The sequence below is a fragment of the Sphingosinicella sp. genome (genome assembly GCF_041916975.1).
Classification (GTDB): Bacteria; Pseudomonadota; Alphaproteobacteria; order Sphingomonadales; family Sphingomonadaceae; genus Sphingosinicella.
Genome location: NZ_JAYRYK010000001.1, coordinates 2,929,715 through 2,942,003 on the forward strand (window position 1 = coordinate 2,929,715; position 12,289 = coordinate 2,942,003).

Here is a 12,289-nt window from a genome sequence, read left to right on the forward strand (position 1 = left end):
AAAATGACGGCTGAGCGTATCGACGGCAAGGCGTTTGCCGAGGGCCTGCGCGGGCGTGTTTCCGCCGCGGTTGCGCCGTTTCTCGCAGCGACGGGGCGGCGGCCCGGCCTTGCGGTTGTGCTGGTCGGTGAAGACCCGGCGAGCCAGGTCTATGTCGGCTCCAAACACAAGGCGACTGTCGAGGCCGGTATGGTGAGCTTCGAGCATCGCCTGGCGGCGGACACGCCCGAGGCCGATCTGATCGCGCTCGTCGAAACGCTGAACGCCGACGAGAGCGTTGACGGCATCCTCGTGCAGATGCCGCTCCCGAAGCACATGCGCGAGAGCGCGGTGATTGAGGCGATCGACCCCGAAAAGGATGTAGACGGGTTTCACATCGTGAACGCAGGACGGCTCGCGACCGGGCTTCCCGGGCTCGTGCCGTGCACGCCGCTCGGCTGCATGATGCTGCTGGAAGATCGAGTGGGCCGCGATCTTTCGGGGAAAAGCGCAGTCGTGATCGGCCGCTCGAACATCGTGGGCAAGCCGATGGCGCAGCTCCTGCTCGCAGCGAACGCGACCGTGACCATCGCGCACAGCCGCACGGCTGACCTGCCTGCTGTGGTGCGGGGGGCGGACATCGTGGTCGCCGCCGTCGGACGCCCGGAAATGGTACGCGGCGACTGGCTGAAGCCGGGTGCGGTGGTGATCGACGTGGGCATCAACCGCATCGCGGCGCCGGAGCGCGGCGAGGGCAAGACACGGCTCGTCGGCGACGTTGCCTACAACGAGGCGCTGGAGACGGCGAGCGCGGTGACGCCGGTGCCGGGCGGCGTCGGGCCGATGACCATCGCCGTTCTTCTCCGCAACACGCTCGTCGCCGCGCATCGCCGCGCCGGGCTGCCCGCGCCCGAAGGCTTGTAATGACCGAGCTGTTCATCTCGGCGCTCGCCACGCTGTTCGTGGTGATCGATCCGCCGGGATGTGCGCCCATTTATTCCTCGCTGACGGCGGGCGCTTCCGCGCAGCAGCGGCGCTCGATGGCGATCCGCTCGGTGCTGGTGGCGGCGGCAGTGCTGCTGTTCTTCGCTTTCCTCGGCAAGGGGATGCTCGCCGCGCTCGGCATCAGCCTCGATGCGTTCCGCATTGCGGGCGGCATCCTCCTGTTCCTGATCGCCTCTGAAATGGTGTTCGAAAAGCGCACCGAGCGGCGCAATACGCGCGCACAGGAGGTGGCGTCCAAGGAGATCGAGGACGTCTCGGTGTTCCCGATGGCGATCCCGATGCTCGCCGGGCCGGGCTCGATCGCGAGCGTGATGTTGCTCACCTCGCAGGCGAACGGCTGGGCGGAACGCAGCGTCGTGCTCGCCGCACTCGCCATCGTGCTCGCGTCCACGCTCGTCGCGCTGCTCGCGGCAGGGCCGCTGATGCGCTTCCTCGGCGAGAAGCTGGAAGCGATGATCACGCGGTTGCTCGGCGTTATCCTCGCTGCGCTTGCCGCGCAGTATGTGATCGACGGAATCCGGGCGAGCTTCAGCCTTTGATGCGGTAAAGCCGCAACGGCGAGCCCTTCGGCATCGGCACGGCTTCGAGCCATGCAGGGACTTCACCGGCTTCGAGGCGTGCCCACAGGCCCTCGGGTGCTTCCTTTTTCGCTGCCGCGAGGTCGTTGGTGCCGACGCAGCCGAGCACGTAGGTCGCGCCGTAGCGGGCGGCGATCGTCTTTGCCTCTTCGTCATCCGCACGCCACAGGCGCACCGTGTCCGCGATGGAGGCCGCGTTTCGGTGGTAGGGGCCGGCGATGACGCTGTGCGGTGTGTGGACGAGGATCGCGGGGCCCATATCGAACACGTCGGCGATGATGCCCTTGGGCACGCCGTTCAGCGGCGCGAGTGTCGCGGAGGCCGTGCAGGAGGCGATGGGTTCGGCTGCGGGAGCGGCGTTCGCGCCGCCGCCGATGCGCTTCGCTGCGAGCGCGGCGAACATGGGCAGCGCACTGGTGAGGCCGACGAGCACGAGCATGGTTGCGCCGATGCGCGGCAGTGTCGACGGAATCGCGCGGGCGCGGGGCAGCAGCATCGCGGCGACGACGGCAGCGGCGATCGCGGCGAGCGCATTGGGGCCGGTCGCGGCGCGGAGTTGCAGGAACATCAGCCATGTCGTGGTGGCAAGGAGGCCGAAAACGAGGCTCCAGCCGAAGCGACAGTCCGCGTCCGCGCGGCGCAGCATCACGAAGGCGCAGGCGATGCCGATGAAGGGGTAGAGGCCGAACGCGATCGCGGTTTCGGGCTCGGTGCCGAGATAGCTGGTGATCGAGCGCGCCTCGCTGATGCGCGCGAGGACCGGCAGGAACGCGGGATCCAGCATCGCCATCGGGCCGCCCGCGCAGTGCGGGAAGGCGACGAGCACGGCGATGCCGACGCTTGCGAAGCCGAGGAGGACAGCGATGCCCCGCCTGACGGGCGTGGTCAGTACATCGATCTGCGGCAGGATCGCGGCGAGCGCGCCGCCGAACACGAGCGGTGCGGCATAGACGGGCGAGAAGGCATCGCAGGCGGCGAGCCACCAGCGTGCGGGCGGCACGAAGGCTGGAAAAGCGAGCGCTGATCCCGCGGCGAGCGCGACGCCGTAGCCCGCGAGCAACCGTCCGAGTGCCGGTTGCAGACACCAGCCGAGAACGAGGATCGCACCCGCGACGACGAGGTGCGGGAGCATTTCGAGCCCGATGACGAGCGCCGCAACGGTGGCGAGGCCGGCAAGGACGCCCGACGAGAAGCGGCGGCGCGGATCGCAGAGCGCGGCCACGGCGCAGAGCATGAACGCGATCTGCCAGTTATGGTGATCGATGCGGAGCGGCTTGAACAGCGACAGTATCTGGCCGCTCGCCGCGATGAACACCGCCGCGAGAATCGCTGCCTGCCGTCCGGCGAGGCGGAAAGCCGCGAGCGCGGCGGCGCCCATCGTGACGAGGAGCGCAAGGAGCGGTACGGCGGTTCCGGCGATGCGCTCGGCAACGGCACGGCCGAAAACGGGCTCGGTGATGACGATGATGCCCGCGATCGGCAGGTCGACCAGGCGCGACCAGTGCATGTTCGCGCCTGCGGGCGGGTTCATGCGGTGCTGATCGACATCGCCCCATGGCTGTCCATCGAGCCAATCGCGCACCTGCATCAGCCGCTGCGCATCGTCGGTATCGGGAAGGTCGAGCGCGGCGATATCCGCGCGGTTCACCACCACGAGCGCGAGCGCGGCGAGCAGCCAGATGATGATGAGCGGCACGAGAAAGCCGCGGGTCCGATCCGTATCCATACGCGCCGGTCTACGCGGCGCATGGTTAATAGTCAGCTTCGAAGCGGCGCAATATTAACCAGTTGGAAGCCATCGCCGCCCTAGAGTTCGGGCCATCGGAACTTTCCGCCCGAGGAACAGCCATGGTCTCGATTCCGTCCGCCTCGCAGTTCGACACCGCGCAGTCGCGGGTCGGCCTTGCTACCGCCGTCGTGCTGCCGTGCTACAACGAGGCGGCGACGATCGCGCATGTGGTCGCGAGCTTTGCGGACGCGCTTCCCGGTGCGGTTATCTATGTATTCGACAACAATTCCTCCGACGATACGGCGCGCGTCGCCGAACGCGCAGGGGCGATCGTCATCCGCGAGACGCGGCAGGGCAAAGGTCATGTGGTGCGCCGCATGTTCGCCGAGGTCGACGCCGACATCTACGTGATGGCGGATGGCGACGGCACCTATGCGGCCGCCGACGCGCCGATGCTCGTGAAGGCGCTTGTCGAGCGCAGGCTCGACATGGTGGTTGGAACACGGCGCGGCGTGCGACAGGACGCCGGACGCTCTGGCCACGCGATCGGCAACCGCCTGTTCAACGGCGTGTTCCAGTGGATGTTCGGTGACGATTTCAGCGACATCTTCTCGGGCTACCGCGTGTTCAGCCGCCGCTTCGCCAAGACGTTCCCGGCAGTGAGCCGCGGCTTCGAGATCGAGACCGAGATGTCGGTGCACGCGAGCCAGCTTATGCTGCCGGTTGCCGAGATCGAAACCGACTACGGCGTGCGCCCCGAGGGATCGGTGAGTAAGCTCCGGACGTTCCACGACGGCTTCCGCATCCTTTCGGTGTTCTTCCTGCTGCTGAAGGAAACACGGCCCGCGTTCTTCTTCGGCGGGATTGCCGGGCTGCTGACGCTCGCGTCGCTGGCGTTCGGCCTGCCGGTTGTCGCCGAGTATCTGGAAACCGGGCTGGTGCCGCGCTTCCCGACCGCGATCCTTGCCGCCGCACTGATGATCATCGCGTCGATGTCCGCGATTTGCGGGCTCATTCTCGATTCGGTCTCGCGCTCGCGTGTTGAGCTGAAGCGCATGTTCCTGCTGACGCAGCGCGGGCTGCCGACGCCGTGAAGGCGCGGCTTCGCGAAGGCGCCGCGTTCCTTGCCGTCGGCGGAACGGCCTTCGTCCTTGGTGCGGTAAGCCTCGAAGCGCTGGTACGCGCTGGCGTTTCGCCTTACGCGGCGCAGGTTCCGGCGCTCGGCCTTGCGATCCTGACGACGTGGATGGGCAACCGACGCTGGACCTTCCGCGTGAATGCGCCGCCGACATGGCGGGAATTCCTTCGCTATGTCGGCGCGTCGCTCGGCGGGCTTGCGGTCAACGCCGCGACCTTCTCCGCGCTGACTTACGCCGGGCTGCCGACGACGCCCGCGTTCGCTGCTGCGACGATCGCCGCGATGGGGTTCAACTTCTTGAGTTATCGATTCTTCGTTTTCGAACACTCCGAGGACAGGCTGTGAGCGGCGCTTTGTCTCCGGCCGAGGGACCGATGCCTCCATTTCTGGTGATCATCTGCATCGTCGGAGCCGTGTTGGCTGCCGTTCCGATCATGGTCGATGTGTCACACCTCAGCGGTATGATGGTGAGCGAAGCGACCGTCTATGGACGGGATTTCGCGAATCTCTGGACCGGCGCGCGCGCTGTTCTGGAAGATCACACCGGTCTCCTCTACGATCTCGGTGCCTATCAGGCCCTGCAGCGCGATATTCTGTCCCCCGAAATTGCCGGGCATAATTTCTCCTACCCGCCGCATGTGCTGCTGTTGATCTGGCCTTTCGGCTTGCTGTCTTATGGCGCCGCACTGGGGCTCTGGACCGTGATCAGCCTCGCTGCATTCTTCGCAGCGGCGCGTCCCTATCTCGCCGGGGCGGGAATGCCGGGCATACTCAGCCTCGTTGTGCCTGCGGCGCTCGTGAATGTGTGGACCGGTCACTATGGCCTGTTGATCGCAGCGGGTGCGCTCTTCGTGTGGGACAAGGCCGACCGTATGCCGATTCGGTGTGCGATCGTCCTCGCCCTGCTGACGGTCAAGCCGCACCTCGGCATCCTGATGCCGCTCGTCCTGTTGTTGCGCGGCAAATGGAAGGTCTGCCTGATTGCAGGGGCCGTCACGCTGGCACTTGCTGGCGTGAGCGCTGCAGTGTTCGGCACGCAAGCGTGGATCGAATATCTGACACGGGTTCCGGAGTATCAGGCGGCGCTTCTCGAACACGGTGCCGGGCTTTATCGGCTGATGATGCCAAGCGTTTACAACGGGTTCGTGCTGGCCGGCCTGGAGCAGGCGGCAATGCCCTTCCAGGTATGTACTGCAGCCCTGGCCGTGGCGGCGGTTTTCCTCGTGCATCGCTCAGGCGCGCCATTGACGACACTCGGGCTGGTTGCTGCGACGGCAACATTCCTCGTGCTGCCGTATGCCTTCAACTATGACATGGCCGCGGTTTGCCTTGCGGCGCTCCTGGGCATGTACCGGTCATGTGCCGACGGACGGCCGTTTGACCGGCTCGTCTATGCCTGCGCCTATCTGTCGCCGGCGCTGATCTTCAAGTTGAACGGAACGCTGCCGTTGCTGGTTCCGCTCTTCCTGCTCGCAATGCTGTTCGTCGAGGTTAGACGAGCGGGCGGCTTCAGCCTCGGCGCCCGAGCAGGCGCAGGCGCAAGGCGTTCAGCTTGATGAAGCCTTCGGCGTCGCGCTGGTCGTAGGCGCCGGCGTCGTCTTCGAAGGTGACGACCTTTTCCGAATAGAGCGAGTTCGGCGACTTGCGGCCGACGACCCATGCCGAGCCCTTGTAGAGCTTGAGGCGGACGGTGCCGGAGACCTTCTGCTGGCTGTGGTCGATGGCGGCCTGGAGCATCTCGCGCTCGGGGCTGAACCAGAAGCCGTTGTAGACGAGCTCGGCATAGCGCGGGGCGAGTTCGTCCTTGAGGTGGGCGGCGCCGCGGTCGAGGGTGAGCTGTTCGATGGCGCGATGGGCGGTGTGGAGGATGGTGCCGCCGGGGGTTTCGTACATGCCGCGCGACTTCATGCCGACGAAGCGGTTCTCGACGAGATCGAGGCGACCGATACCATGCGTGCGGCCGTAGTCGTTGAGCTTGGCGAGGAGGTTTGCCGGAGACAGCGCCTCGCCGTTGACGGCGACCGCGTCGCCTGCGTCGAACTCTACGGTGATGTATTCGGGCGTATCGGGCGCGTCTTCCGGGTTCACGGTGCGCGAGAAGACGTAGTCGGGCACTTCCTGCCACGGGTCTTCGAGCACCTTGCCTTCAGAGGAGGTGTGGAGGAGGTTCGCGTCGGTCGAGAAGGGCGCTTCGCCGCGCTTGTCCTTCGACACGGGGATCTGGTGCGCCTCGGCGAACTCGATGAGGCGGGTGCGGCTGGTGAGATCCCACTCGCGCCACGGCGCGATCACCTTGATGTCCGGGTTGAGGCCGTAATAGCCGAGCTCGAAGCGGACCTGATCGTTGCCCTTGCCGGTGGCGCCGTGGCTGACGGCATCTGCGCCAACCATTTTGGCGATCTCGATCTGGCGCTTGGCGATGAGCGGCCGGGCGATCGAGGTGCCGAGGAGGTAAAGGCCCTCGTACAGTGCGTTCGCGCGCATCATCGGGAACACATAGTCGCGGACGAACTCTTCCTTCAGGTCGTCGATGAAGATGTGCTCGGGGCGCACGCCCATCAGCTCCGCCTTGGCGCGCGCCGGCCCGAGCTCTTCGCCCTGGCCGAGATCGGCGGTGAAGGTGACCACCTCGCAGGCGTAGGTCTGCTGAAGCCATTTCAGGATCACGCTCGTGTCGAGACCGCCGGAGAAGGCCAGAACCACGCGCTTGATATCAGACATCCAACCAGACCTTTCGCGAAAAACCGAAGTACGCGCGCCCTTCGCATTGATGAACGGCTTATTCAAGGGAGAGTCAGCGCAGGGACCGTATAGGCAGGTAATCAGATGCTGAAACGGAGTACGCAAGTGACCAAATTCCTGATGATCGGCGCATCGGCAGCCGCACTGATGGCGCTCCCCGCGATCGCCCAGCCCTCGCCTCCCTCACCGCCGGAAAAGGCGGCACGCTGGAACGCACCGCAGATGCGCGCGGACGTCGAAAAGAAGATCGCCGAGCGCTTTGCCGAAGCCGATGCCAACAAGGACGGCGCGGTGACCGAGGCGGAACTGAAGGCCGGTATCGAGGCGCGCAGGGCCGAGGCCGAAAAGAAGATGGCCGAGGCGCGCACGCGCATGTTCACGTCGATGGACGCCGACAAGAACGGCCAGATCAGCCGCAGCGAGTGGGATTCGCACCACGCCGATATGAAGGTGAAGTGGGCCGAACGCCGCGAAACCGCGCAGGCCGACGGCAAGGAACGTCGCGAAATGCGGATGAAGTTCAAGGACGGCGACAAGGACGGCCGCAAGGGCCACCGCATGATGCATCGCGGCGGCCACGGCGGCGGAATGGGCTGGGGCGGCTTCGGCGAGAAGGGCTTCGAAACCGCAGACGCCAACAAGGATGGCCGCGTTACGCTCGCCGAGGCGAAGGCGAAGGCGCTTTCGCGCTTCGACGCTGCCGACGCGAACAAGGATGGTACGCTGAGCCCCGAGGAGCGCCGTGCGGCGCACGAGGCGAAGCGCGCGGAACGTCGCGCACAGCGCGGCGACAGCTGATCGGCACGTCCCAGTCCGATCTGCTGCGTTGAGAGCGCGGGGCGTAGTTTTCCGATCCCCCTGTCGGAAACAAGCCCAAAGCGCGCGATGGGCCGGCATTCACTCCTCGGGAATGCCGGCCCTCTATCTTTTCAGGGGATCCCTTCGCACAAGACGACTCGACTTCGCGCGCGAGCCCGATAGCTTTGCAACAAAAGCATAACCGGGGAGATCAGCCATGACTGGCGGAATCAGAGTCAGCCTGAAGTGCGAAAACTGCGGCGGTACGGACTTTTCAGTGTCGGACCGGCCTGCGGAGCGCGACTGGATCGTCTGCACCGAGTGCGGAAAGGGCCTGTCGACTGTGGCCGAGTTCGACGGCGAGGTCGTGCGGCTCGCGCACGACGCCGTGCGGCATCTGGATGAGGCTAGAACCGCGCTCTGAGGCGCAGGGCCGCGCCCAAGTCATCGTCGAGTGAGGCGATGTGGCCGGGGTCGCGGCGCCAGAAGAGGTTTGTGTCGAGGTGGCCAAGGCCGGCGAGGGGCAGCGACCACGCGGCTTCGACGCTGATCTCGCGGCCCGAGGGCGCGAGCGTGAAGGTGCGGCGGGTGTAGCCTGCCGTTTCCGTTTCATAGTCGTAGCTCGTCGGGATATCGGCGCGGAGCGCACCGCCTTCGACGCGGAGCGGCTGCGCGATTCGCAGCGAGACCGCGTCGCCGCGCATGGCGACTCCCGATTTCGTGACGTCGAACGCGAAGGCGAGGCTGCGCAGCGCGTCCGCGCCCGAGATGAGGCCGCCCGAGGCGACGTCGAGACGGGTGAGCCCGCCGCGCGCCTGCGCCGCGATGCGCCAGCCGTGCCCGGCATCCATTACCCAGTCGAGGCCGAGGAAATTGCTGGAGGCGCGTGTCAGCCCAAGCGCCGCCGAGCCTTCGGCGCCGAGGATGCTGCCGCTTTCGTCGAGGCGGCTCCATGTGACGCTGACGTCTGATGCACCGATGCGGCGTGAGGCGCTGGCGGCGAAAAGCTGCACGCTGTCTGCGTTCCGGCGCCGGTCCCACGCGCTGCCGGGGCGGAGCGATTCGGTTTCGCCCGTGCCTGCCGCCATGCCGAAGGTCCACGCGCCGAGGCGCTGGCTGACTGCCGCCGCACGTGTGCCCGCGATGGAAACGCCGTCGTCGCGGAGCGCGTCGCCGCTCGCGATGAAGCGCGAGCCCGGCGCGCGTGTGCCCGCCATGCTCGCTAGGAGGTCGTCCGCGCCGTATCCGGCGGCGAAGCCGACGCCCGTGCCGGGCGTGACGCTGCCGGTGACGAAGCCGCGCGTGATGCTTGCATCCGCATCGGCGCGCGCATCGATGCCGCCCGACTGCGCGAGGCCGAGCCATGGCCGCGTGCTGACCGCAGCATTCCACGACAGGCTGTAGCCGGCGACGCCGAACGCGTCGCGCGCCTCCTCCGTGTTGGTCTGGAGAGCGGCGGCAAGACGCGGCGCGGGGGCAGCGCGCGAGACGCCGGCCCCGAGATCGGCGACGTAGGCGCGGCCGTAGCTATCGAGAACCACGACATCCGAAAGCGCGCCGGTGAGGTCGCCGCCGTCGCCAAGCGCGCCGCCGAGCACGGCGAGCGAACCCGCGTCGCTGGTGACGGGCACGGCGCTGCCGGCAAGCGACGTGCCGCCGATCGGCGAAAAAGCGCGGACGAGATCGAGGATTCCTTGCCCGAAGACGGCGTCGTCACCCGCCGTGCCGGCGTCACGCGCGGTGCGGAACAGGATGTCGATGATCTCGTCCGCCGAGAGGCTGGGGAAGGCGTCGGCCAGCAGCGCGACGGCGCCGGCGATGCCGGGGGCGGCATAAGAGGTGCCGCTGAACCAGTAGTGGGTGCCAGTGTGATCGAAGCTGCGCACATCCTCGCCGAGCGTGGCGATATAGTGCGCGGCATAGCTGCCCGCGCGGTTGCTGAAGCTTGAGAGCGCGTCGCTCTGGTTCACCGAACCCGCGATGATCACGCGGCCGCGCGCGGCGGGGTCGCCGGCGATCTGGGCGAAGGGATCGGGGTTCGAGAGGCTGTCGTTGCCCGCCGAGATGACAATGATGACGCCGGCGGCCGCTGCGTTTGCGATCGCCGTGCGCAGGCGCGAATTGGGCCCTTCGCCGCCGAGCGACATGTTGATGACGCGCGCGCCCGCCGCGACGGCCGTATCGATGGCGATGGCGATGTTGTTGTCCGAATGGGAGCATTCGTCGGCGCAGGAGCCGGGCGAATCCGTGCGGAGCGCAATCAATGTCGCGTCGAAGGCAATGCCGTGAATGCCGCTGTCGTTCTTCGCCGCGAGCGCGACGGCCGAGACCGAGGTGCCGTGGCCGTCGGTATCATCGATGCCGCGCGTGCCGGCGATATCGCGGCTCGCGGAATCGATGCGGCCCGCGAATTCGGCGCTCTGGATGTCGACGCCGCTGTCGATCACGGCGATCTTCACGCCTGCGCCGGTCGCGCCCTCCTCGTAGGCCGCGATCGCGCCCGCCGAGGCGGCGGCGTTGGATCGCCCGTATTCCGGCGTATCGTAGACCGGGCTCGGCGTCGGTGTCGGGGTGGGGGTCGGCGTTGGGGGTGGCGTCACCGTGCCAGGCGCGACCGGGCGCGTGCCGCTGCCTCCGCCGCACGCTACGAGAAAGGCGGCGAGGCAGAGTGTCGAAACGGCGGTAAGCCTGCGATATCGCGTCCTGACGTGTCGGCGCATACTCGCCTGCCCCTCTGGTTCCCGTTGCACCCCTGATGGCAGAATCGTCGCGCAAAGGCATTACCAAATGCTTGCGGAATCGACCGGTCGAAGCCATGACCCCCGCATGGATGCCTTCGGCCACATCGAGACCTGGATCTTCGATCTCGACAACACGCTCTATCCGCCGCGCGCGAACCTCTTCGCGCAGATCGACGAGCGCATGGGCGCGTTCATCATGCGCCTGATCGGCTGCGATGCGGTGGAGGCGCGGCGCGTGCAGAAGCGCTTCTTCCACGACCACGGCACGACGCTGCGCGGGCTGATGGACGGGCACGGCGTCGCGCCCGCCGAGTTCCTGAGCTTCGTGCATGATATCGACATGGGCGTGCTGGAGGCGGACGGGCGCATGGCGGACGCGTTTGCGAAGCTGCCGGGGCGCAAGCTCGTGTTCACCAACGCCGATACCGCTTATGCCGAGAAGGTTCTGGACAGGCTCGGCCTCGGCAGCGTGTTCGAGGCGGTCTACGACATTCACGCCATGGATTACCGGCCGAAGCCCGACCCGAACGCCTATCGCGGTTTCTGCGCGGCGCACGGCATCCGCCCTGAACGCGCCCTGTTCGTGGAGGACATGGCGCGCAACCTCGTGCCCGCGAAGGCGATGGGCATGACCACGGTGTGGGCGGACAACGGCGCCGAAAGCGGCAGCTATCAGGCCGATCACACCAGCATCGACCACCGGATCGCCGATGTCGGCGACTGGCTTCATTCCATTACAAGAGGGGTAAACGCATGACCGATCTCGCCGCCATCATCGACCGGGCCTGGGAAGAGCGCGAGGGGCTGGGCCTTTCCACGACGGGCGCGGTGCGGGACGCCGTGGACGCCGCGATCGCGGGGCTGGACGCGGGCACGTACCGCGTTGCCGAGAAGGCGGACGGGGAATGGCGCGTCAACCAGTGGCTGAAGAAGGCGGTGCTGCTGTCGTTTCGGCTGAACGACAACGCCATTGTCGACGGCGGCGCGGGTGGGGCGCCGGCGTTCGACAAGGTGCCCTTGAAGTTCGCGGGTTGGGGCGAAGCGCAGTTTCGCGCGGCGGGCTTCCGCGTGGTGCCCGGCGCGGCCGCGCGGCGGGGCGCCTACATCGCCAAGGGTGCGGTGCTGATGCCGAGCTTCGTCAACATCGGCGCTTACGTCGGCGAGGGCACGATGGTCGATACGTGGGCGACGGTGGGAAGCTGCGCGCAGATCGGCAAGGGCGTGCACATTTCGGGCGGCGTGGGCATTGGCGGCGTGCTCGAGCCTCTGCAGGCCGGACCGGTGATCATCGAGGACAATTGCTTCATCGGCGCGCGCAGCGAAGTCGCCGAGGGCGTGGTGGTGGAAGAGGGCGCCGTACTCTCGATGGGGGTCTATCTCGGCGCCTCCACGAAGATCGTCGACCGCGCGACCGGCGAAGTGACGCGCGGGCGGGTGCCGGCATACTCCGTGGTGGTGCCGGGCTCGCTGCCGGGCGCGGACGGCGGGCCGGGGCTTTACTGCGCGGTGATCGTAAAGCGTGTCGACGCGCAGACGCGCAGCAAGACGGGCATCAACGAGCTTCTGCGAGACTAAACGC

Annotated in this window: 12 protein-coding genes; 9 read left to right on the forward strand and 3 right to left on the reverse strand. The window is 67.1% G+C overall.

Annotated features, from left to right (window positions below; translation table 11 throughout):
* Positions 1-3: 3 nt before the first annotated feature.
* Entirely contained in the window at positions 4-903 is a 900-nt protein-coding gene (folD, locus tag ACE3TJ_RS13875; protein WP_374597112.1) for a bifunctional methylenetetrahydrofolate dehydrogenase/methenyltetrahydrofolate cyclohydrolase FolD, read from the forward strand.
* Positions 903-1,523, forward strand: coding sequence for a MarC family protein (locus ACE3TJ_RS13880; RefSeq protein WP_374597114.1), 621 nt, complete (start codon positions 903-905; stop codon positions 1,521-1,523). Before folD ends, ACE3TJ_RS13880 begins: the two co-directional genes overlap by 1 nt.
* Here ACE3TJ_RS13880 and ACE3TJ_RS13885 read toward each other — a convergent pair.
* Positions 1,513-3,288: a hypothetical protein gene (locus ACE3TJ_RS13885; protein ID WP_374597115.1), complete on the reverse strand. Its 1,776-nt coding sequence runs from the start codon at positions 3,286-3,288 to the stop codon at positions 1,513-1,515. The genes ACE3TJ_RS13880 and ACE3TJ_RS13885 overlap by 11 nt on opposite strands.
* A 122-nt stretch (positions 3,289-3,410) precedes the next feature.
* Between ACE3TJ_RS13885 and ACE3TJ_RS13890 the strand changes: the two genes are divergently transcribed.
* From ACE3TJ_RS13890 to ACE3TJ_RS13900, 3 genes are read left to right on the forward strand one after another with little or no spacing between them, the layout of a single operon-like run.
* Complete coding sequence (locus tag ACE3TJ_RS13890) at positions 3,411-4,385, forward strand: glycosyltransferase (RefSeq protein WP_374597116.1); 975 nt, start codon at positions 3,411-3,413, stop codon at positions 4,383-4,385.
* On the forward strand, positions 4,382-4,774 hold the full coding sequence (locus ACE3TJ_RS13895) for a GtrA family protein (protein WP_374597118.1): 393 nt from the start codon (positions 4,382-4,384) through the stop codon (positions 4,772-4,774). The genes ACE3TJ_RS13890 and ACE3TJ_RS13895 overlap by 4 nt, the downstream gene beginning before the upstream one ends.
* Positions 4,775-4,803: 29 nt before the next feature.
* Entirely contained in the window at positions 4,804-5,985 is a 1,182-nt protein-coding gene (locus ACE3TJ_RS13900) for a glycosyltransferase family 87 protein (RefSeq protein ID WP_374597120.1), read from the forward strand.
* Here ACE3TJ_RS13900 and ACE3TJ_RS13905 read toward each other — a convergent pair.
* Positions 5,939-7,150, reverse strand: a complete 1,212-nt coding sequence (locus ACE3TJ_RS13905) for an argininosuccinate synthase (protein ID WP_374597122.1) — start codon at positions 7,148-7,150, stop codon at positions 5,939-5,941. The two genes, ACE3TJ_RS13900 and ACE3TJ_RS13905, sit on opposite strands and share 47 nt — an antisense overlap.
* 126 nt (positions 7,151-7,276) lie before the next feature.
* Here ACE3TJ_RS13905 and ACE3TJ_RS13910 point away from each other — a divergent pair, with 126 nt between their 5' ends.
* Both ACE3TJ_RS13910 and ACE3TJ_RS13915 read left to right on the forward strand, forming a co-directional pair.
* Positions 7,277-7,969: an EF-hand domain-containing protein gene (locus tag ACE3TJ_RS13910; protein ID WP_374597124.1), complete on the forward strand. Its 693-nt coding sequence runs from the start codon at positions 7,277-7,279 to the stop codon at positions 7,967-7,969.
* 217 nt (positions 7,970-8,186) lie between these two features.
* A complete protein-coding gene (locus ACE3TJ_RS13915) occupies positions 8,187-8,393 on the forward strand; it encodes a hypothetical protein (protein ID WP_374597126.1) in 207 nt (68 codons plus the stop codon).
* On the opposite strand, the gene ACE3TJ_RS13920 is transcribed toward ACE3TJ_RS13915, so the two are convergent.
* Complete coding sequence (locus tag ACE3TJ_RS13920; protein WP_374597128.1) at positions 8,377-10,689, reverse strand: S8 family peptidase; 2,313 nt, start codon at positions 10,687-10,689, stop codon at positions 8,377-8,379. The two genes, ACE3TJ_RS13915 and ACE3TJ_RS13920, sit on opposite strands and share 17 nt — an antisense overlap.
* Positions 10,690-10,756: 67 nt before the next feature.
* On the opposite strand from ACE3TJ_RS13920, the gene ACE3TJ_RS13925 reads away from it, so the two are divergent.
* Both ACE3TJ_RS13925 and dapD read left to right on the forward strand, forming a co-directional pair.
* Positions 10,757-11,467: a pyrimidine 5'-nucleotidase gene (locus ACE3TJ_RS13925; RefSeq protein WP_374597130.1), complete on the forward strand. Its 711-nt coding sequence runs from the start codon at positions 10,757-10,759 to the stop codon at positions 11,465-11,467.
* The gene (gene dapD / locus ACE3TJ_RS13930; protein WP_374597132.1) at positions 11,464-12,285 is read left to right on the forward strand and encodes a 2,3,4,5-tetrahydropyridine-2,6-dicarboxylate N-succinyltransferase; all 822 of its coding nucleotides are present in this window, start codon (positions 11,464-11,466) and stop codon (positions 12,283-12,285) included. Before ACE3TJ_RS13925 ends, dapD begins: the two co-directional genes overlap by 4 nt.
* The last annotated feature ends 4 nt before the right edge of the window (positions 12,286-12,289 follow it).